19 protein-coding genes and 1 pseudogene are annotated in these 19,489 nt (G+C 69.3%); 13 read left to right on the forward strand and 7 right to left on the reverse strand.

Features of this window, described 5'->3' with window-relative positions; all coding sequences use genetic code 11:
- Window positions 1–163: 163 nt before the first annotated feature.
- The 3 genes from EGM46_RS10105 to EGM46_RS10115 are packed head-to-tail and all read right to left on the reverse strand — an operon-like array spanning window position 164 to window position 2,267.
- Window positions 164–382 (reverse strand): SCO4848 family membrane protein, encoded by a 219-nt coding sequence (locus tag EGM46_RS10105; protein ID WP_125100033.1) that lies wholly within the window; start codon window positions 380–382, stop codon window positions 164–166.
- Between the two features lie 9 nt (window positions 383–391).
- The gene (locus EGM46_RS10110) at window positions 392–1,597 is read right to left on the reverse strand and encodes an MFS transporter (protein WP_164512860.1); all 1,206 of its coding nucleotides are present in this window, start codon (window positions 1,595–1,597) and stop codon (window positions 392–394) included.
- Complete coding sequence (locus EGM46_RS10115) at window positions 1,584–2,267, reverse strand: FadR/GntR family transcriptional regulator (RefSeq protein WP_125100035.1); 684 nt, start codon at window positions 2,265–2,267, stop codon at window positions 1,584–1,586. The genes EGM46_RS10110 and EGM46_RS10115 overlap by 14 nt, the downstream gene beginning before the upstream one ends.
- 113 nt (window positions 2,268–2,380) lie before the next feature.
- Here EGM46_RS10115 and EGM46_RS10120 point away from each other — a divergent pair, with 113 nt between their 5' ends.
- The 7 genes from EGM46_RS10120 (at window position 2,381) to EGM46_RS10150 (ending at window position 10,283) form a co-directional block, all read left to right on the forward strand.
- The gene (locus EGM46_RS10120; RefSeq protein ID WP_125100036.1) at window positions 2,381–3,442 is read left to right on the forward strand and encodes an amidohydrolase family protein; all 1,062 of its coding nucleotides are present in this window, start codon (window positions 2,381–2,383) and stop codon (window positions 3,440–3,442) included.
- Window positions 3,443–3,555: 113 nt separating this feature from the next.
- Complete coding sequence (locus EGM46_RS10125) at window positions 3,556–5,208, forward strand: ABC transporter substrate-binding protein (protein WP_125100037.1); 1,653 nt, start codon at window positions 3,556–3,558, stop codon at window positions 5,206–5,208.
- A 3-nt stretch (window positions 5,209–5,211) separates the two neighbouring features.
- Window positions 5,212–6,162, forward strand: a complete 951-nt coding sequence (locus EGM46_RS10130) for an ABC transporter permease (RefSeq protein ID WP_241156285.1) — start codon at window positions 5,212–5,214, stop codon at window positions 6,160–6,162.
- Window positions 6,159–7,043: an ABC transporter permease gene (locus tag EGM46_RS10135; protein WP_206427552.1), complete on the forward strand. Its 885-nt coding sequence runs from the start codon at window positions 6,159–6,161 to the stop codon at window positions 7,041–7,043. The genes EGM46_RS10130 and EGM46_RS10135 overlap by 4 nt, the downstream gene beginning before the upstream one ends.
- Window positions 7,040–7,897 carry an ABC transporter ATP-binding protein gene (locus EGM46_RS10140; protein ID WP_241156286.1) on the forward strand — a complete coding sequence of 286 codons (858 nt, stop codon included), beginning with the start codon at window positions 7,040–7,042 and terminating at the stop codon, window positions 7,895–7,897. The genes EGM46_RS10135 and EGM46_RS10140 overlap by 4 nt, the downstream gene beginning before the upstream one ends.
- Window positions 7,894–8,751: an ATP-binding cassette domain-containing protein gene (locus EGM46_RS10145; RefSeq protein WP_125100038.1), complete on the forward strand. Its 858-nt coding sequence runs from the start codon at window positions 7,894–7,896 to the stop codon at window positions 8,749–8,751. The genes EGM46_RS10140 and EGM46_RS10145 overlap by 4 nt, the downstream gene beginning before the upstream one ends.
- Window positions 8,748–10,283 carry a chlorohydrolase family protein gene (locus EGM46_RS10150; RefSeq protein ID WP_241156287.1) on the forward strand — a complete coding sequence of 512 codons (1,536 nt, stop codon included), beginning with the start codon at window positions 8,748–8,750 and terminating at the stop codon, window positions 10,281–10,283. The genes EGM46_RS10145 and EGM46_RS10150 overlap by 4 nt, the downstream gene beginning before the upstream one ends.
- 76 nt (window positions 10,284–10,359) lie before the next feature.
- Here the strand turns inward: EGM46_RS10150 and EGM46_RS10155 are convergent, their stop codons facing one another.
- Window positions 10,360–11,745 carry an APC family permease gene (locus tag EGM46_RS10155; RefSeq protein WP_125100039.1) on the reverse strand — a complete coding sequence of 462 codons (1,386 nt, stop codon included), beginning with the start codon at window positions 11,743–11,745 and terminating at the stop codon, window positions 10,360–10,362.
- A gap of 221 nt (window positions 11,746–11,966) precedes the next feature.
- Between EGM46_RS10155 and EGM46_RS10160 the strand changes: the two genes are divergently transcribed.
- Both EGM46_RS10160 and EGM46_RS10165 read left to right on the forward strand, forming a co-directional pair.
- Window positions 11,967–12,659, forward strand: a complete 693-nt coding sequence (locus EGM46_RS10160) for a GntR family transcriptional regulator (RefSeq protein ID WP_125100040.1) — start codon at window positions 11,967–11,969, stop codon at window positions 12,657–12,659.
- Window positions 12,660–12,703: 44 nt separating this feature from the next.
- Window positions 12,704–13,108 (forward strand): acyl-CoA thioesterase, encoded by a 405-nt coding sequence (locus EGM46_RS10165; protein ID WP_125100041.1) that lies wholly within the window; start codon window positions 12,704–12,706, stop codon window positions 13,106–13,108.
- 145 nt (window positions 13,109–13,253) lie between these two features.
- On the opposite strand, the gene EGM46_RS10170 is transcribed toward EGM46_RS10165, so the two are convergent.
- Entirely contained in the window at window positions 13,254–13,886 is a 633-nt protein-coding gene (locus EGM46_RS10170; RefSeq protein WP_164512861.1) for an SDR family NAD(P)-dependent oxidoreductase, read from the reverse strand.
- Window positions 13,883–15,136, reverse strand: coding sequence for an acyl-CoA dehydrogenase family protein (locus tag EGM46_RS10175; RefSeq protein WP_125100043.1), 1,254 nt, complete (start codon window positions 15,134–15,136; stop codon window positions 13,883–13,885). The genes EGM46_RS10170 and EGM46_RS10175 overlap by 4 nt, the downstream gene beginning before the upstream one ends.
- A 192-nt stretch (window positions 15,137–15,328) precedes the next feature.
- On the opposite strand from EGM46_RS10175, the gene EGM46_RS10180 reads away from it, so the two are divergent.
- From EGM46_RS10180 to EGM46_RS15005, 4 genes and pseudogenes are all read left to right on the forward strand, one after another.
- A complete protein-coding gene (locus EGM46_RS10180) occupies window positions 15,329–16,864 on the forward strand; it encodes a S10 family peptidase (protein ID WP_164512862.1) in 1,536 nt (511 codons plus the stop codon).
- 98 nt (window positions 16,865–16,962) lie between these two features.
- A complete protein-coding gene (locus EGM46_RS10185; RefSeq protein ID WP_125100045.1) occupies window positions 16,963–17,685 on the forward strand; it encodes a FadR/GntR family transcriptional regulator in 723 nt (240 codons plus the stop codon).
- Window positions 17,682–17,804 (forward strand): annotated as a pseudogene (locus EGM46_RS15200) (helix-turn-helix domain-containing protein); the annotation flags it as partial. The gene EGM46_RS10185 and the pseudogene EGM46_RS15200, both read left to right, overlap by 4 nt.
- 321 nt (window positions 17,805–18,125) lie before the next feature.
- The gene (locus EGM46_RS15005) at window positions 18,126–18,356 is read left to right on the forward strand and encodes a hypothetical protein (RefSeq protein ID WP_241156289.1); all 231 of its coding nucleotides are present in this window, start codon (window positions 18,126–18,128) and stop codon (window positions 18,354–18,356) included.
- Between the two features lie 51 nt (window positions 18,357–18,407).
- On the opposite strand, the gene hisC is transcribed toward EGM46_RS15005, so the two are convergent.
- Window positions 18,408–19,478 (reverse strand): histidinol-phosphate transaminase, encoded by a 1,071-nt coding sequence (hisC, locus tag EGM46_RS10195; protein ID WP_125100047.1) that lies wholly within the window; start codon window positions 19,476–19,478, stop codon window positions 18,408–18,410.
- Window positions 19,479–19,489: the final 11 nt, after the last annotated feature.

The raw sequence follows: 19,489 nt of genomic DNA on the forward strand, positions 1-19,489 counted from the left end.
CAGCGCGCACCCCGGGCGACGGCTGGGTGGGCGAGGGCGGCGCCTCGCACCTCGGACCGGCGACCCACATGAGCGCCGGGCACCCGCACGGCGACGATGAGGACGCGGCGGACGACGCCGAGTCGCTCGACGAGGAGGAGTAGCCCGAGCGCTCGTGCGGCGGTTACGCCTGCACGAGCGCGATCACGCTGGCGATGGCCGAGACCACGGCGATCAGCAGCGCGATCCCGATCAGCACGGCGTGCACGGTGAGGAAACGCGTGGGGCGGCCCTGCTCGTCGCGTGCGCGCGGATCCTTCGCGACGCGGCTCCAGAAGCGCGGCCACACCACGATGTTGTAGACGGCGTTCACGAGGAGCAGGATTCCGGCGAGGGTGAGCATGGCTCCAGCTTACGGTGACGGGGCCGGGTCGGCGCCGTGCCGCAGGGACGCGCGCGAGCCTGCGACCCCGAACACGAGCTCGACCGCCGCCACGGAGACGAGCAGGAGGAGCGAACCGGACCAGGGCAGGCCCGCCTGCGACAGGAACCCGAGCAGCAGCGGCCCGGTCGCCGCGAAGGCGTAGCCGACGCCCTGGCTCACGGCCGAGAAGCTCGCGGTCGCCGCTACGCTCGGCGCGGTGAACACGATGAGCGCGATTGCGAGTCCGAACGCGCCGCTCTGCGCGACGCCGAGCGCGGCGACCACGAGCGGTGCGAGCGAGATCGGGCCGAAGGCGAGGCCGAGCAGGCTCACGCCGGAGAGCACCGCAACGCCGATGATGAGCGGGGTGCGCAGCCGCGGGCGGGACGCGAGCGTCGGGGCGATGAGCGAGGCGGGGAGGCCGGCGATGCTGAGCCAGGCGAGCAGCATGCCCGACTGGCTGGGGCTCATCCCGCGGTCGATCGCGATCGTTGGCAGCCACGCGGTGAGCGCGAAGTAGATCAGCGCCTGGCAGCCGAAGAACCCGGTGACGGCCCAGATCCCCGGGGTGCGGAGGAGGCCGCGGAGCGACTGGGTCGGCGGCTGCTGGCCCCCGTGCGCCCGCGCACCGAGCGCTGGGCCGAGCCCGAGCGAGAGCCCGAGCGCGATGAGCAACGGGATACCCCACGCCGCGAGCGCCGGGGCCGCGCGGTCGTCGAACAGGTGGAAGAGCGGCACGGCGAGGCCGGCACCCGCTGCGGCGCTGATGCCAAACGACGTGGTGTAGACCCCCGTCCAGAAGCCGCCACGCCGCGCGAGCGCCTGCCGGATCACCTGCGGCGCCAGCACGCCGAGCAGCGCGATGGTCATGCCGCCGACGATCACCCCGGCGAACAGGAGCGGCGGCGACAGCGGGCGCAGCAGCGTTGCCGTGGCGAGCAGCGCGAGCAGGACGGTGATGGCGCGGGCGAGTCCGAGCCGGCGCACGAGGAGCGGGGCGAACGGGGAGGCGACGCCAAACATGAGCACGGGAAGCGAGCTCAGGATCGCGAGGCCGCCGGCGCTCAGCCCGTAGCTGGCGCCGATCTCGGGGAGGAGCGGGGAGACTGAAGTGATGGGAAACCGGACGCTGAGGCCCACCGCCAGGATCAGGATCCCGGCTGCCGCGGCCCGGCGCCGCTCAGTCCGACTCATCGAGCAGACGCTCCTGCTGCTCCAGCACGCCGAGCGCCGCTGCCGCCGCCGCGTCGGGTGACTGCGCGGCGATGGCCTGGAAGAGCGCATCGTGCATGTCGGCCCGGTCGGGGTCGTGGCGCTGGGTGAGGCAGGACGCGTCGGCAACGGACTCCCTGAGCGAGGTGTCGAAGCTTGCGTAGAGGTCGGTGAGCAGCTGGTTGCCCGAGGCCTCGGCGATGCCGAGGTGGAAGGCGACGTCCGCGTCGGCGAAGCCGTCGGCGTCGCCGGCCGCGATGGCCGCGGCGCGCGCGCTGAGGTGCGCCTCGAGCTCGGTGAGGTCGGCCGCCGTGCGGAACTCCGCGGCCTCGCGCGCGGCGAGCGCGTCGAGCGCGCGGCGCACGCGGATCACCTCGCGACCGTCGGCCGAGTGGATGGCGCGGCGGAGCGCCACCTGGGTGGGATCGGTGGCGATGAGGTAGGTGCCGTCGCCCTGCCGGGTCTCGAGGAGGCCGAGCTGCACGAGCGAGCGCACGGCCTCGCGCACGGAGGGTCGGCTCACGCCGAGGGCGGTGGTGAGCTCTGCCTCGGAGGGCAGGCGGTCGCCGAGTGCCCAGCGGCCGGCACTGATTTCGCGCTTCAGCTCATCGACAACGGTGTCGACGAGCGATCGTCGGTGAATGGGTCGCACGGTATCTATCCTTGCAGCTGCGGTTGGTTATATGGTTATCATATGTCTGACAAGTGGTTCGGCGCCAGGCTGGCGCCGGATTTCCCCGCAGAATCCCCGAGAAAGGTCCTCCAATGACGGCGACCCCCGACGCAGTGGCTCCCGCGGTGCTGGCGACCCCCGGCCTCGTTGACGGCCACATCCACCCGGACAAGACGTCCTGGGGCAGCGCGTGGATGTCCCGGCGCCCCGCGCACGATCTCGCGGAGCTCATCGCCAACGACCGCGCGACGCAGTTCGACTTCACCGAGAGCGTCGAGGAGCGCGCGTACGCGCTGCTCGCGAACGCGCGCCGCAACGGCACACTCGCGATGCGCGCGCACGTCGACGTCGCGAGCGAGCTCGGCGTGCGCAACGTCGAGGGCGTGCGCGCCGCCGCGGAGCGGCTGCCCGGCCTGACCGTGCAGATCGTCGCGTTCCCGCAGTTCGGCCTGCTCCGCAACCCGGGCACGCTCGACGTCATGGCGGCATCGCTCGACGCCGGGGCAGACCTCGTCGGGGGGATCGATCCTGGCGGCATCGAGGGCGATCTGCACGGCCACCTCGACGCCGTGTTCGGGCTCGCCGAGCGCAAGGGGCGCGACATCGACATCCACCTGCACGACGGGGGCGAGGACGGCCTCGCGCAGATTCGCGAGATCGCGCGCCGCACGGTCGCAGCTGGCCGCCAGGGGCGCGTCACGATCGGCCACGCCTTCGCGCTGTGCGACGAGACGCTGCCTAGCCTGCCCGACACCCTCGACCGCGTCGCCGAGGCCGGGATCTGGATCGCAAGCTGCGCGCTCGGGCCGGATCCGGTGCCGAACATCGACCGCTTCGAGCGGCACGGCGTGCGGCTCGTCGCCGGCTCGGACGGCGTGCGCGACTCCTGGAGCCCCTTCGGCACCGGCAGCATGGTCGACCGCGCACACCTCCTCGCCTACCGCACCGGCGCGATCACCGACGCGGAGCTGGAGCGCGCATTCCGCATCGCCTCGCTCGCGGGTGGCGAGATGCTCGGCATCAGCGAGCTGGCCGAGTGGACTGGCCCCGACTCCGACACGCGCCTCGAGTTCGTGGCGGACAGCATCGCGCAGCTCGTGGTCGATCGGCCGGCCCCAACGCGCGTGCTGCGCGGCGGCGTCGTGCTCAGCTAGCGCGCGGCCGCGCTGGCGGTCCGCCTCGGCCGCCCAGCTGAGCCCCTCCCTCGAACCCCTCACTCCCACCCACTGAACACCGCAGTACCCCTCACCGGAACAAAGGAGTCCCCGTGTCCATTCGACGTCTCACGCTGCTCGGAGCAGCCACCGCGGCCGCGCTCGCACTGACCGCATGCGCCGGCGGTGGTGGTGGCGCCCCCGCGAGCACCGCCTCCGGGAAGGCCGCCTTCGACCTCGACCCGGCGAAGCTCGCCACCACCACGCCAGCCGGCACCGCCGCGGTGCCGGAGATCACCTGGAACCTCCCGTACGAGCCGATGTCGATCGACCCGATGCTCTCGTTCAACTACGCCGAGAACACGGTGGACTCGAACATGTGCGAGGGGCTCACGCGCATCACGCCCGAGCTCGAGATCGAGAACGCGCTCGCCGAGAAGGTGGAGTCCCCGAGCGACACGAGCTACGTGTACACGCTGCGCGACGGCGTCACGTTCTGGGACGGCACCCCGCTCACGGCGGCCGACGTGGTGTACTCGCTTGAGCGCCAGGTGGGCGCCGACGCGCCAACCTACTGGACCGACTACTTCGCGAACGTCGCGTCCGTTGAGCAGACGGGCGACGCCGAGGTCACGGTGACGCTCAGCACGCCCGACGCGCTCTTCGCGCAGGGTATGTCGAGCGCCGCCGGCGCGATCGTGCAGCAGGCCGCGGCCGAGGCCGCAGGCGAGCAGTTCGGCACGCCGAAGGGCGGCATGATGTGCACCGGCCCGTTCCAGCTCGACTCCTGGGAGCCTGGCAAGGCGATCACCCTCGTCAAGAACGAGAACTACTGGGACGAAGCCCTGATCCCGAAGGTTGAGAAGCTGTCGTTCAGCTTCATCGCCGACGAGTCGACCGCGATCAACGCCCTCCGCTCCGGCGACGTCGACGGGCAGTTCTTCTACCTGCCGCCCGCCGGCCTGAGCCAGCTCGAGGGCAGCGACGCGAGCATCACCTTCGGCAAGTCCTACATCTTCTGGTCGCTGCGCGCGATCCAGGAGACCGGCACCTTCTCGAACCCCAAGGTGCGCGAGGCGCTGCTCGCCGCGATCGACAGCCAGGCCATCGCCGACGTGGTGTTCCAGGGCGCCGCGATCCCGTCGCCGGTGCTCACCGGCCCCGCGTACTACGCCGACGACGAGGCGGGAGCGCTCTTCCAGGAGGCGTACGACGGCTACGAACTGCAGCCTGACATCGAGCGCGCGAAGGCGCTGCTCGCGGAGGCCGGCGACGTGTCGGCGCCCATCGTACTCGGCGTGCAGGGCTCCTCGGCCGTGCACGAGCAGACCGCCAACCTGATCCAGGCCGCGGGGCAGGCCATCGGCCTCACGATCGAGACGAAGGTGATCCCGGTCGAGCAGTTCGGCAACCTGTACTTCGACCCGAAGGCGCGCGAGGGTCTCGACGGCTTCTTCACCACCTACTACGGGAACGTGACCGACCCGCTCGACGTGTACACGACGTTCATGCCGGACAGCACGAACAACTTCATCAAGTACGACGGCGCTGCGGCGGAACTCACCGAGGCGCGCGCGACGCTCGACCCGGTCAAGCGGGCCGAGCTGACGATCGCAGCGCAGGAGAAGATCACGCGCGACCTGCCGTGGCTGCCCATGGGTGACCTGCCCGTGATCCTCGTGCAGAACACCGGCATCTCCGGCGCGACCGCGTCCTCGGCGTACCTCGGCTACCCCTGGGCGGCCACCATCGGGGGCGTGGAGTAACGCGTGTCGATCCCCTCGTTCCTGCTTCGCAAGTCGGGCAGCCTCCTGCTCGTCCTGCTCGTGACCTCGTTCGTGGTCTTCGGCATGCTGTACCTCGCCCCGGGGAGCCCGCTGAGCTTTGTGCTCGGCCCCCGGGGCGGGACCCCCGAGCAGATCGCTCGGGTCACGGCCCAGTACCACCTCGACGACCCGTTCTTCGTGCGCTACTTCGCGTGGATCGGTGACCTCGTCCGCGGCGACCTCGGCGACTCGGTCGTGTACCGCCAGCCGGTTGCCGACCTCATCGGCGGCCGGGTGGGCACCACCGTCGCGCTGATCGCGCTCGCCACCCTCATCATCGCCGTGCTCGGCGTGGGGCTCGGGCTCCTCGGCTCGCTGCGCGGCGGCTGGGCCGACCAGGTGGTCACCACGCTCGCGACGCTCGGCCTCGCCACCCCGGCGTTCGTGATCGGCGTCGCCCTGATCAGCGTGTTCGCGGTGGGGCTCGGGTGGTTCCCGACCAACGGCAGCGGCAGCGGGGGGCTCGACACTCTCTTCCACCTCATCCTCCCCGCCGCGGCGCTCGCCGTCGCGAGCACCGCGTACCAGGCGCGCATCACGCGCGCGTCGGTGCTCGAGGAGGCGGGCCGCGAGCACGTGCAGACGGCCGTGGCGCGTGGCCTGCGCACAAACCTCATCGTGCGCAGGCACATTCTGCGCAACGCGCTGATCCCGATCACCACGGTGCTCGGCCTGACGGTCGCGACGCTCATCGCCGGCGCCGTGGTCATCGAGAACGTGTTCGCGCTCGACGGCCTCGGCTCGCTCCTCGTGCGCGCGATCCTGCAGCGCGACTTCGCCGTCGTGCAGGCGGTCATCCTCGTGCTCGTTGTCGCGTTCGTCGTGATCAACGCGATCGTCGACTTCCTGTACACGATCATCGATCCGCGCATCCAGCTGGGGAGCACGCAATGACCGCACCGAGCACCACTCAGATCGCCCTCCGGAAGGCCGCGGCGCAGGATCCCGGCCGCCTCACCCTCGTGGGCCGCAAGCTCGGGCCAACCGGCATCATCGCGGCCGCCGTGCTCACGGTGTTCGTGCTCGCGGCGCTCCTCGCGCCCTGGCTCGCGCCGTACGATCCCGACTTCCCCGACCTGCTCGCCGCGCTCTCCGGCCCGAGCGCGCAGCACCTGCTCGGAGCGGATGCGCTCGGGCGCGACCTGCTCTCGCGGCTCATGTTCGGCGCCAGGATCACGCTGCTCGGCCCGACGCTCGTGATCCTCATCGCGACGGTCGTCGGCACCGCGCTCGCGCTGATCGCCGCGTGGAATCGGGGCCGCGTCGACACGGTGATCTCGTGGGTCCTCGACGTGCTGTTCTCGGTGCCAGGCATCGTGTTCGCCCTGATCGCCGTTGCGATCTTCGGGCCGAACCTGCCCACGGTCGTCGTCGGCCTGTCGATCGGGTACATCCCATACGTTGCGCGCGTGGTGCGCGGCGCTGCGCTCCGCGAGCGCGGCATGCCGTACGTTCAGGCCGCCTGGCTCCAGGGACAGTCGGGGGTGGGGATCAGCCTGACGCAGATCCTCCCGAACGTGCAGCCCATCGTCGTCGCGCAGGCGGTGTCCTCGCTCGGCTTCGCGGTGATCGACCTCGCCGCGGTCTCCTTCCTCGGCCTCGGTGTGCAGCCGCCCACCGCTGACCTCGGTCTGATGGTGAAGAGCGGCTTCGACTCGCTGCTGCGCGGCCAGGCGCTCGAGGCGATCGCCGCCGGGCTCGCGATCGTGCTCATCGTGTGGAGCATCACCGTCATCGGCGACCGGCTCGCCTCGAACACCAGGAGCATCCGTTGAACGCACCACTCCTCGAAATCGACGGGCTGCACGCGAGCCTCGTCACGAAGTACCGGCGGCTCGACCTCCTGAACGGGGTCAGCCTCACCCTCGACCGCGGCGAGGCGCTCGGCCTCGTCGGCGAGTCGGGGTCTGGGAAGTCGCTCACCACCCGCGCCGTGATGCGCATGCTGGCCGACGGTTTCCGCACCACGGGCGACATCCGCTTCGCGGGGGAGTCCGTGCTCGGGATGAGCCGGGAGCGGCTGCGGAAGTACCGGGCGAGCGAGGTCGGCATGATCTTCCAGGACCCGCGCGCGCACGTGAACCCCGTGCACACGGTCGGCGACTTCCTCACCGAGGCGCTCGTGCGGGATCGCGGGCTGCCGCGCGCGGACGTGGAGCGTCGGGCAATCCAGCTCCTCGACGAGGTGGGGGTGCGCCACCCGGAGCGCCGCCTGCGCCAGTACCCGCACGAGCTCTCGGGCGGCCTGCTGCAGCGCGTCATGATCGCGAGCGTGCTGCTCGCGGAACCGCAGCTGATCCTCGCCGACGAGCCGACCACCGCGCTCGACGTCACCGCGCAGTCCGACGTGATGGCGATCATCGACGAGCAGCGCCGCGCGCGCGGGCTCGCGCTGCTCTTCATCACGCACGACCTCGAGCTCGCGAACGCCTGCTGCGATCGGCTCGCCGTGATGTACGCGGGCGAGATCGTCGAGCAGGGCGCGCACGTCTACGACGCGCCAACGCACCCGTACACGATCGAGCTCATGGGCGCGCGGCCGAGCATCGAGGAGCGGCTCGACCGCCTCCCCGTGCTCGAGTACTCGCTCGAACTGCACCAGGAACTCAAGGAGAGGACCGCGCCGTGACCGACGCAGCACGCACCACCGAGCCCTCGGGCGCCCCACTCATCACCGTGAGCGATCTCCGCAAGGTGTTCCCCGCCCCGCGCGGCACCCGCGGCGAGGACGTTGTCGCGGTCGACGGCGTCTCGTTCGAGCTCATGCCCGACGAGTGCCTCGCGATTGTCGGCGAGTCAGGCTCGGGGAAAACCACCGTGGCCCGCATGATTGTTGGGCTCGAGACCGTCACCTCAGGGGCGATCGCGATCAGCGGCGAGGACCGCACAGGGGCCCCGCGCTCCCTGCGCGAGCGGCGCGCCCGCGCCCGCGAGGTGCAGTACGTGTTCCAGGACCCGTACTCCTCCCTGAACGGGCGGCAGCGCATCGGCGAGGTGATCACCGCGAACCTGCGCCTCCACGCGGCGCCCGGCGCGGCCCGCGGCGGGGTGCGCCAGCGCGCGCAGGAGATCCTCGACGCGGTTGGCCTGCCGCAGCGTTTCTTCGACCGCTACCCGCGCGAGCTCTCCGGCGGGCAGCGGCAGCGCGTGGCGATCGCGCGCGCGCTCGCCGCAGACCCCGGCGTGATCGTGCTCGACGAGGCGGTCGCCGCGCTCGACGTGTCGATCCAGGCGCAGATCCTCAACCTGCTCGCCGACATCAAGGCCGAGCGGCAGATCAGCTACCTGTTCATCTCACACGACCTCGCGGTCGTGAATCAGATCTCGGACCGCATGATCGTCATGGAGAACGGGCAGGTCGTGGATCGCGGCGACACCGCGGAGCTGCTCGCACACCCCACCCACCCGTACACGCGCGCGCTCCGCGCCGCGGTGCCCGGTCCGGGGTGGACGCCGAAGCGGCGAGAGCAGCTGGCCTCGTGAGGACGACCGCACTCCGCAGCTCGCACGCCATCGTCGCGGCGCCGGCCGGGCTGGCCGGGCCAGCGGTGTCGGCCGGGCCAGCTGGGCCGCGGTTCGCCGAGCTGCGCGACGCGGTTGTGCTCGTCGCAGGCGACCGCGTCATCGACGTCGCTCGGGGCGCGGCGGGTGACGCGCTCGCGGCGCGCGCCGACGAGGTGATCGAGCTGGGGGAGAGCGTGCTCATGCCCGGCCTGATCGACCTCGAGGGCCTCGTCGACATCGACCACCTGCTCCTCGACTCGTGGTGGAGCCCCGAGCACGAGGCGCGGCTGGAGTGGTCGGAGGCATACGCGGCTGCGCCGCGCGAGGTGCTCACCCCCGCGGAGCGGTCGACGCTGCGCCGGTACGGGCTCGTGCAGCTGATCCTGCACGGCATCACCACCGCGATGCCGATCTCCTCGGAGGTGCACGGCGCATGGGCCGAGACCCACGATGACCTCCTGGACACGGCGCGCACGGCGAGCGAGCTCGGCATCCGCGTCTTCCTCGGCCCCTCCTACCGCTCGGGCGTGCACGTGACGCGCGCCGACGGCACGCACGGCATCCACTGGGACGAGGCGAAGGGCGAGGCGGCGTTCGCCGAGGCCGAGCGCTTCCTGGACACCGCGGCGGCGCTCGCCGACCCCCTGGTCACGGGCGTGCTCGTGCCGTGCCGGGTGGAGACGGTCAGCGACGAGCTGCTGCGGCGCACCGCGCAGCTCTCCGCCGAGCGTGGCGTGCGCGTGCGCGTGCACGCGACCCAGGGGCTCGACTCGGAGATCGGGATCCTCGCGCGCGAGCGCGGCACGACGCCGCTCGGCCTGCTCGCGCGCACCGGCCTGCTCTCCGAGCGGCTGATCCTCGCTCACGGCGTGTACCTCGACGTCCACCCCGACGTGCACGGGGAGGATCGCGGCGATCTCGCGCGGCTCGCCGAGGCCGGGGTGTCGATCGTGCACTGCCCGGTGACCAACGCGCGCTACGCGTTCCACCTGGAGCGACTCTCCCAGTACCTCGCCGCCGGGGTGAACATCGCGCTCGGCACCGACTCGTTCCCGCCCGACCTCATCCGCGCAATCGACACCGGGGTGCAGATCTCGAAGGCCCAGCACGGGGACCTCGGGATGGGGCTCCTCGCGGAGTACGTCGAGGCGGCCACGCTGGGCGGCGCGACCGCGCTCGGGCGCCGCGACCTCGGGCGGATCGAGGTGGGCGCGCAGGCCGACCTCGTTGCGTTCTCGCTCGCCGATCTGCGCATGGGTGCGGTGGACGATCCGCTGCGCACGCTCACCCTCGCCGGGACGGGGCGCGACGCGCACTTCAGCATGGTGGCCGGGCGCGTGGTGATGCGCGACGGCGAGATCCCCGGCCTCGACGCGCGGCAGCTGCGCGCCGATGGTCAGCGCATCTTCGAGCGGTTGCGCGCCGCGTACGCGGAGCGCGACGCGCTCGCGCCAGCGGGCGGCAGCGATCCCGAGCAGCTGTTCCCGCCCGTGTTCCCGCGGCTCAGCTGAACGTCCGTGCGCGCGTGAGCGCCGCGCTGCCGGGAGCCGAGGCCCCCGCCACCGCGGCGCTCACGCGGCTCGCGCGCTAGTCGCGGTAGGGCAGCGTCGGCATCGTCTCCGTCGCCTCGCCGTCGAGCTGCAGCGCGAGCGCGCCACCGTGCTTCCGTTTGCGCGCCAGGTAGATCGCCACACCGATGACGAGCCAGGCGCCCCCGAGGACGTAGGTGAACGGGGCGAGCGAGGTCCACAGCCACGCGATCGACACGAAGCCGATGAGCGGCATGATGAGATGGCGCACCAGACCCCAGCCGCTGCGCAGACGGAGGTCGACGAACAGCACCTTGATCGTCGCGAGGTTGACCATCGCGAAGGCGACGAGCGCGCCGAAGTTGATCATGTACACGGCCTGATCGAGCGTGATGAAGAGCGCGACCAGGGCGACGGCGGAGACGAGCAGCGCCGCAACGAACGGCGTGCGGAAGCGGCGGTGCAGGCGCGCGAGCGGCGCGGGCAGGATGCCGTCGCGCCCCATCGCGAACAGCACGCGGCTGACGCTCATCTGCGCCGCGGTGCCGCAGAGCACGATGCCAACGACGTTGACGATTACGAAGATCACCATGAGCGTGTCGCCACCCGCCTGCTGCATGAGCTCGGTGCCTGCGGCGTCGAGGTTGTCGAGCGTGCGCCAATCCGGGACGATGAGGCTGCCGGCGATCGAGAACGCGAGGTAGCCGAGCCCCGCGAAGAGCGTGGCGAGCACGATGCCCTTCGGGATCTTCCTGCGCGGATCGCGGGTCTCCTCCGCGAGCGTCGATACGCCATCGAAGCCGAGGAACGCGAACGCCACGATCGCCGCAGCGGCGAGGATGGGGCCGATCCCGCCGTCACCGATCGTGAGCGGCGTCATGACGGCCTCGAGGCTGAGGTCCGGGGCGTTCAGCACGGCGAGCGTGAGGAACGCGACGATCACGAGCACCGACGCGACGATCACCACGCTGTTCATGCGTTTGATCCAGGTCACCCCGATCACGCTGAGCACCGCGACGATGGCGATGCAGATGAGCGTGCCCACCCAGGCGGGGACCGCCGTAAACAGGCTGTTGAAGTAGAGCCCGAACAGCAGGAAGTTCACCATCGGCAGGAACAGGTAGTCGAGCAGCATCACCCAGCCGGTGAGGAAGCCCGGGGCGATCCCGAAGGCGCGGGTGACGTACGCGTACGCGCCGCCCGTGATCGGCACATGCGCGGCCATGCGGCCGTAGCTGTGCGCGGTGAACAGCATGATGAGGATCGCCGCGACGTACGCTGCCGGGAGGTGGCCATCGCTGAGCGCGGTCGCCGGGCCGTACACCGAGACGACGGAGAGCACCCCCATCGAGGTGAGACCGTACGCGATCAGTGCGGGGAGACCGAGCTCGCGCTTCAGTGTGCGCGGGCGGGCGGTCTCGGGGGCTTTGGCGGTGGTGGTCATGCACAGACTCCTTTGCTCTGGTGGACGACCGGGTGGGTCCGCTGCGCGAACCACGCAAGGATTGTATGCCAAAAACCGCGAATAGGTGAAATCAGGGGCATTTAGCGCTTGTTGGAACCGAATTTGGAATGCCAAAATGAATGAAATTGGCCTCCGCTCCGGCGGCGGGCATCATGGAAGCGTCCCTCGCGAGCGAGGGCGAACGGACAGGAGCGGCGCGGATGCCTCACAATGACTCGGCGGACACGCTGCGGCTCGACGCACCACTGTCGCGCGGCGAGGCCGTCTACGAATGGGTGCGAGACCGCATCATCGACGGACGTCTCCCCACCGGGAGCCGCATCCGCGAACGAGACCTCGCCGAGGAGATCAACGTCTCCCGTGTGCCCATTCGCGAGGCGTTTCCGCGGCTGGAGGCCGAGGGCTATATCCGCACGCTGCCACGACGCGGGGCGGTCGTCGCCCCGATGGCGCTCGCCGACGTCGTCGAACTGTTCGACGTGCGCGCATCCCTTGAGGTGCTCGCGGCGCGGCTCGCTGCTGCCCGCTGCGCCGATGGTGCCGACGGCATCGAACTCCTCGCGGCGCTTCGCAGCGCCGAAGAGGCCACCGAGCGCACCGACGCGCGCGCCATCGTCGGCGCGACCAGTGATTTCCACGCCGCTGTCGTCGAGCTCGCTGGCAACACCCTGCTGCAGGGCCTCATGGTGCCGATCCAGGGGCGCGTGAAGCGGCTGTTCAACATCGCGAACGAGCGTGACGACGCCGACCTGCACCGCGAACACCAGGAGCTCTGCGACGCGATCGTCCGCGGGCAGGTGGAACGCGCAGCGGCCCTCGCGCTCGCGCATGTCGAGCACAGCAGGGCAGACACGATCCCGATCATCGAGCGGATCATCGCCGACTCCGAGTAGCGCGCCCCAGGCTCACGCACCGTCGCGCGCACTAGGCTGACGCCATGAGCGACTACCGGCACATCGTGCGCAAGTGGGTCAAACCCGAGGACCTCAACCAGCACGGCGCCCTGTTCGGCGGCCGGCTGCTGCAGTGGGTGGACGAGGAAGCGGCGATCATGGCGATCACGCAGCTCGGCACCATCGACGTCGTGACGCGCCACGTCTCGGCGATCGACTTCATCTCGCGCGCCGACCGCGGAGATCTGCTCGAGCTCGAGTATTCGGTCGTGAAGTTCGGCCGCACGTCGATCACGCTCGCCTGCCGGGTCACGAACGCGGTCACCGACGAGGAGATCCTCACGCTCGACGAGATCGTGTTCGTCGCGGTCGACGGCGATGGGCGCGCGATTGTGCACGGCCAGTCGGCCGCGACGCCCGGCCTGGAGCGCGTGCGCGCGGTGTCCTGAGCGCGTTGCGTGGCCGCCCGGCGGCCCACGCCAAGCGATTCGGCGTATCCAAGCCCGACTTCGGAATGCGGGCTTGGATACGCCGAATCGCTTAGGGTGCGAAGGGGCCGGGTGGGTGTGCCGCAATGGGTGCGGGGAATGCTCGCTAGATGTGCCGAACGCGCACTCCGGCGACTCGATCGGCTGGCGCTTCCATGAGATCGGCGACGAGGCGCGCGAACGATTCCTCGCGCTCAGCGAGGCCGTCGGTGACAACGACCACACCGGCCCCTTCGGGTGTCGCGGCTCGCAGGGAAGCGTTCACAGCGAGTGTCCAAGCCTCGGTCGCAGCCTTCACCGACGCATAGTTTGCGCTGTTCGGGCTTGGGGTGTGGGCGAGCGGTGAGCTGACCGAGATGAGCCGAGGGGCCTGCGCGGCGCACAGGTCCGGGTGGAATTCTCGCGTCACGTTGCGAAGTGCGGTGAATGAGGCGGCGAGCATCGCGTAGCGCTCCTCCGACTGGCCGGGGATGTCTCGGCCACCGGCCCAGCCGCCGACCAGATGCACGATTCGGTCGACTGCGACGCCCTGATCGTTGAGCGTTGCACGCAGCGCAGCGACGTCCGTCGGGTCGGTGAGATCCACCGTGGCGCAGGTCGTCGAATCGGCGGGAGGGAGCTCTGCGGCCGATCGGCTCGCGATGATGCTGCGTGTGCCCCGGAGGTGCAATTCGCGCGCAACCGCCTGGCCGGCGGCGCTTGCGCCACCGGCCAGGAGCACGACGCCGGAGCGTGTCACTGAGTGTCCGCGCCGACCGCGGCAGTTGCCTGGCTGCGGTGTTGGTTCTGCGGGTGCGGAGGGCGCACGTACCCGAACTCGACGTCGAGCAGTGGGCCGGACTCGAGATCCTTGGTCAGCCAGTACTGGCCGGCGCGATCGTAGGAAGACTCGATCACAATCGCGTGCTGCGATGCCGTCATCATGTCTCGGAAGATGCGCTCCATGCGGAGGCCCTTCACGGTGCCGACCGCGCCGATCTCCTTGAACATCATCTCGACGACCTGTCGTGCCTCGGCGACAACGTGGACGTTGACCTCGTGCATGAGCACGCGAAGTTCGTAGTCGATGTGAGTCTTCGTCTGCGCGTCGGCGAAGGCCTGCTCGATCACGTCACGCATGAAGAGGCGGGCAGCACGCAGTTTCGCGTCCGCCTTCCCCACGGCGATGTAGTTGCTCTGCTCCTTGCCGAGCCGAGCCTGCCGGAACGAGCCGCGGCGTGCGCGCATCAGTGTTGTCTTCGTGAACTCCTCGACCGCTGCGACTGCGAGTCCAAGTGCGTGGGCGGCGTGGGCAGCGAGATTGAAGTTCGCGCGCATGAGCGGTGAATCGTAGTGGTGGGTCCAGATGCCAGTCTCGTTGACCATCGCGCTCGGTACGAAGACCTCGTCGATGGTGATGTCGCCGCTGCCGGTGCCGCGCAGTCCGAGGCCGTTCCAGTTGTTGTGCACCTGGACGTGTGCGGCGGGCACATACCCGGAGATGTAGTACGGCAGCCCGTCACGTGGGCTCGTCAGCGGCTCGCCATCTTCGCTGTGCAGCACGGCGCGACCGTAGAGGTAGCTCGCTTCGGGGGAACCTGAGCAGAACGGCCACTTGCCCTGGATCATGTATCCACCCTCGACCTTTCGGGCGATCCCACTTGCGCGGCCCACATTGCCCGCGGTGATCCAGCGCTCGGTCTTGAGGATCTCATGCATCGCTTCCGGTGTCGCCCAGGTGGCGCCCGTGTGGAGCATGCAGAGCCAGCCAACAGAGCCGTTCAGGCGGGAGACCTCTTCGACCGCTTCGAGCCACTCGTTGGGGTGGACCTCGAGCCCACCGAGCTCGCGCGGCATGAACGCCCGGTACATCCCGGACTCGTAGAGAGCGTCCGTCACTTCGTCTGGCACGCGGCGTTCATCCTCGATGGTCACCTCGGCGTTGAGGATGAGCTGTTCGTATGGCTTGATGGCGTCAATCAGGCGAGGGGCCGGGGAGGGCGAGGTCATAGATGATCCTTTCGGATAATAGTGATACGGATTCACGATGAATCGAATTCTTATAGTCCGGAGTATAGGTGGGCCGCGCCGCCCGCGCTAGAAGCGTGCGCAAAATTAATCAATTGAATATAGTTGTTCCTGAAGGCGGCGCAGATGGCGCTCGCATCGGCAGTCAGGAGCTGCCACGAAGGAGTATCGACGATGAGCACGGCGGAGACGGTCGGAAGACAAGAGAACGCACCGCGTGCGGGCGCGGGTGCGGCAGATGGGGCGGGAGCGGCGCCGGCGGATCAGCATCTCGGCGGCCCGCAGGAGAGCGAGACGCGGGCCAGCTCCACACACCAGGGCGGCTTCGAGTATCGCTCGACCGCAGGTACGCTCGTCGTGCGCGAGAACGATGGCGCCGCAATCGCGAGCATGTTCTATACCGCGTACGAGAGTGAACCGCGCGACCCACACCGCCCGATCACGTTCCTTTTCAACGGTGGTCCCGGGTCTGCAAGCCTCTGGCTCAACATCGGAGGTTTCGGGCCGCGCCGTGCTCCGACCCGCACCCCAGCGGCTACGCCTCCGGCGCCCTACGCATGGGGTGATAACCCGCACACGCTCCTGCCCGAGTCTGACCTGGTATTCATCGACGCGGTGGGGACTGGGTACTCGCGCTTTGTGCCTGGCGTGGATCCAGCGCGTGGGTGGGGGGTTGATGCGGACATCGATCTGTTCGCACGAGCGGTGATCCGCTACCTCACGAAGACCGGAAGCTGGAATCGTCCCCGCTTCCTGTTCGGCGAATCCTACGGCACCACGCGCGCCGCAGGTCTCGTGCATCGCCTGCAGAACCAGGGCATCGACTTCAATGGTGTGGTGCTGCTGTCAACCGTGCTGAACCGCAGCACCGGGTTTGAGGCGGGCGATCACTTCTACGTCAACCTTCTGCCCAGCTATGCTGCGACGGCACGGTTCCACGACAGAGCCGGACACGCGGATCTCGACGATGCTGCCTTCCTTGCCGCGGCGCGAGAATACGCGCTCGGGGACTACGCCGGGGCGCTGCTCGCCGGCGATCGGCTCTCGCCAGACGCACTGCAGTCACACGCTGAGCGACTCTCGGCATTCATTGGCATTGATGCGGCCGAGCTGAAGCGACAGCGGCTCCGACCCGAGATGGAGTGGTTCCGTGAGGCGCTGCTGCGCGACCAGGAACGCAAAGTGGGACGCTTCGATTCCCGCTTCTCCGCGGACAATGGCTATGTGATCGGCACGGGGCAGCACGACCCAGCCACTGATGATGCGGCCACCGCTGCGGTCAACAGCGCACACCTCGCCGCGTATCGCGATCATCTGGCACAGGATATTGGTTTCGTCCCTGAGCTGCCCTACCTTCCGCTCAATAACATGCAGGTGAGTGGAGCCTGGGATTGGTCGCATCGCGCGCCAGGCATTCCAGCGCCGCTCCTCGTGCCAGACCTCGGCTACGACCTCGCCGCGGCGATGCGGCGGAATGAGGGGCTCCGCGTGCTGGTGATGGGTGGGATCTACGATCTCGCAACGCCCTTTTTCCACGCGGAGAACGACGTCGCACGTATGTTTCTCGCGCCGAGCGTTCGAGAAAACCTGTCGTTCTCGTGGTTCGAGTCGGGGCACATGACCTTTGTCGATGAGCGCGCCATCGAGCGGATGCGCGCCGAGCTGACGCAGTTCTACCGTGCGGCAGTGCCAGGCGGACACCGCGGCTGACTCCTGCGGGCCTGGCCCTGCGTGGTCAATTCATCCCGGTACCTGTTCTTGACGTAGATCGGGTAGCGTAAAGCAGATCATCAACGAAAGCAGTGAGCGTGACCACAGATACCGTGAGCAGAAGCCCCATGGGTGGCGGTGTGCCTGCGGCGCCGGCGCTCGCGGACACCCTCGTCGAGATGCTCGAACGGGAGATCCGCGAGGACGAGCTGCGGCCCGGGCACTTTATTGGCACCAAGCGCGAGCTGCTTGAGCGGTTTAGCGTTGCGCCAGCCACACTGGGCGAGGCGATCCGTGTGCTGCGCAATCGCGGAGTGATCTCGGTGAAGCCAGGCCCGGGCGGGGGGATCTTCCTCGCCGAGCAGTCTCCGATCATGCGCCTTGGTCACGAGCTCATACAGCTGCGTGCCGGAGATGCGACGGTCGACGAGTGCCTCCGGATCACTGACTCGCTCGATCAGGTCGTGCTCTCCGATGCGGTGCTCCACCGCACCGAACAGGACGTTGCGGAGTTGCAGGCGATTATCGCAGAGCTTGCGCAGGTCTGGTCGAATTCAGAGCTCGCGCAGCCGCTGAACTGGCGACTGCATAAGCGCATTGCGCAGATCTCGCCGAACAAGATCTTGAGCGTGGTGTACACGAACGTGGTGGACTTCATCCTCACAAACCTTGACGGTCTCCCTCAGGCTCCGGGTTTCTCCCCCACCTCGGAGGAGCGCTTCGAGGTGCACCGGCGGCTTGTTAACGCGATCGCCGAGCGGGATCTGGAGGCCGCGCTCGCCGCGGTGCGTGACCACCAGACGGTGCTCGCGAACCCATGACCGGCGCGTCGGAGCAGCGGTCAACGACGGTGTCGCGCGCGGTTGAGCTGCTCCATTTGCTTGCCGAGCGCGAGGACGGGTGGTTGATTACGGAACTCGCGCGCGAGCTTGGGACGCAGCGTCCCCCGCTCTATCGGATCGTGGGCAGTCTGATGGATCGCGACCTTGTGCACCGTGACGCACGTGGCCGCTATGTGCTTGGCGGTGGGATTCTGGAGCTTGCTCGCCCACTCGCGCACACGCTTGAGGAACTTGTCTCCGAGCCGCTGCAGCGGGCAGCCACGGAGGCTGGTGCGGGAGCTGTTCTCGTCATTGAGTCGGGTGACGGGCTGGTCGCAGCGGCAACCGCGGTGCCCGAGGGTGCGGATATCCATGTGGCAACTCCGGTGGGACATCGCTTCAGCGCAGGGCCGATTGCGCCACGTCTCGCGATCGAGAGCATGCGAGCTCCTCAGGCTGACGGGGACGAGGTGCGTGATCGGGGGTACGCAACGAGCGCGGAGCAGGCGCTCGCGGGCGCGTGGGCCGTCGCGTTCCCCGTTGCCTTGCCCGAGCGGTATGGGCCGGCGTGCGTGATGCTCGTCACGCTGAGCGCGGACGAGTCGGACCGATTGATCGCGGCGGGCCGCCGGGCGGTCGCTGAGGTCGAGCTTCGCAGTGTCCGGCGATAGACACGAGTCGGTTTCGAGCCGGGCGGGTGCGGCCCGCCCGGCCCAAACTGACTAGGCGAGGTGCAGAGCTGCCGCGATGAGCTGGTCGTTGGCTTCGGTCTCGGCAATCGTGGCGCGAAGCCCCTCGCCAGCAAACGGTCGCACAATCAGGCCCGCCTGCTCGAGTGCCGCGGCCGCCTCGGTCGTGCGCGCTCCGAGTGGGAACCAAAGGAAGTTGGTCTGGCTCTCCGGGAGCCGAACCCCCGCAGCCGCGAGCCCCGCGATGACGCGCTCGCGCTCAGCAATGAGTGCATCGACGCGTTCCTGAAGCTCGGCCTCGACTTCGAGCGAGCGCACGGCCGCGGCCTGCGCGAAAGCGGTCACGCCGAACGGAATGGCGACGGCTCGCATCGCGCTCGCGAGTGCGGGGGGAGCGATCGCGTAGCCGACGCGGAGGCCGGCGAGCCCGTACGCCTTTGAGAAGGTGTGTGCGACGGCGACATTGGGGCGCTGCCGGAAAAGCTCGACGCCGACCGGCATGTCCTGCTGCTGATTGAAGTGCTGGTATGCCTCGTCGATCACCACCGTGATGTGCCCGGGTACACGGTCGAGGAACCGGTCGAGGTCTGCGGCACTGACCGTGGTGCCGGTCGGGTTATTGGGGTTGCAGACGAGGATGAGGCGAGTGCGATCGGTGATCGCGTCGATCATTGCGTCGAGGTCGTGGCGGTGCTCCTCGTCGAGCGGGACAAGCACCGGCTCGGCGCCGGCCGCACGAACGAGCATGGGGTACGCCTCGAACGATCGCCAAGCGAAGAGCACTTCGTCCCCTGGCCCGGCGGTGGCCCGAATCAGCTGCGAAACGATCTCGATCGAGCCGCTGCCGAGCACGATCGCCTCGGGCGACACGTTGTGCCGTGCGGCCAACGCGGAGACCAGCGCGGTGCCCGCGGAGTCGGGGTAGCGGTTCACCCCCGCGGCGAGCTCGGCGATCGCCGTTTGCACTGAGGGGAGCGGCGCGTACGGATTCTCGTTCGAGGAGACCTTGTAGACGGGGGCGCCTGCGGCGGCGGTGGCGACGGACTTCCCTTGGCGGTAAGCGGGGGCGGAGGCGAGATCTTCGCGCACTCGAAGCTGGGACATTTGGGGCTCCT

Source organism: Leucobacter chromiireducens (assembly GCF_003917135.1).
In the GTDB taxonomy this organism is placed as follows: domain Bacteria; phylum Actinomycetota; class Actinomycetes; order Actinomycetales; family Microbacteriaceae; genus Leucobacter; species Leucobacter chromiireducens_A.

Coding starts and splice junctions, on each gene's coding strand:
- EGM46_RS10175 (WP_125100043.1), bottom strand. CDS start 15,136: ATGACCTCGCCCTCCCCGGCCCCTCGCCTGATTGACGCCATCAAGCCA.
- EGM46_RS10105 (WP_125100033.1), bottom strand. CDS start 382: ATGCTCACCCTCGCCGGAATCCTGCTCCTCGTGAACGCCGTCTACAAC.
- hisC (WP_125100047.1), bottom strand. CDS start 19,478: ATGTCCCAGCTTCGAGTGCGCGAAGATCTCGCCTCCGCCCCCGCTTAC.
- EGM46_RS10165 (WP_125100041.1), top strand. CDS start 12,704: ATGAGCGACTACCGGCACATCGTGCGCAAGTGGGTCAAACCCGAGGAC.
- EGM46_RS10135 (WP_206427552.1), top strand. CDS start 6,159: ATGACCGCACCGAGCACCACTCAGATCGCCCTCCGGAAGGCCGCGGCG.
- EGM46_RS10180 (WP_164512862.1), top strand. CDS start 15,329: ATGAGCACGGCGGAGACGGTCGGAAGACAAGAGAACGCACCGCGTGCG.
- EGM46_RS15005 (WP_241156289.1), top strand. CDS start 18,126: ATGCGAGCTCCTCAGGCTGACGGGGACGAGGTGCGTGATCGGGGGTAC.
- EGM46_RS10110 (WP_164512860.1), bottom strand. CDS start 1,597: ATGAGTCGGACTGAGCGGCGCCGGGCCGCGGCAGCCGGGATCCTGATC.
- EGM46_RS10120 (WP_125100036.1), top strand. CDS start 2,381: ATGACGGCGACCCCCGACGCAGTGGCTCCCGCGGTGCTGGCGACCCCC.
- EGM46_RS10160 (WP_125100040.1), top strand. CDS start 11,967: ATGCCTCACAATGACTCGGCGGACACGCTGCGGCTCGACGCACCACTG.
- EGM46_RS10155 (WP_125100039.1), bottom strand. CDS start 11,745: ATGACCACCACCGCCAAAGCCCCCGAGACCGCCCGCCCGCGCACACTG.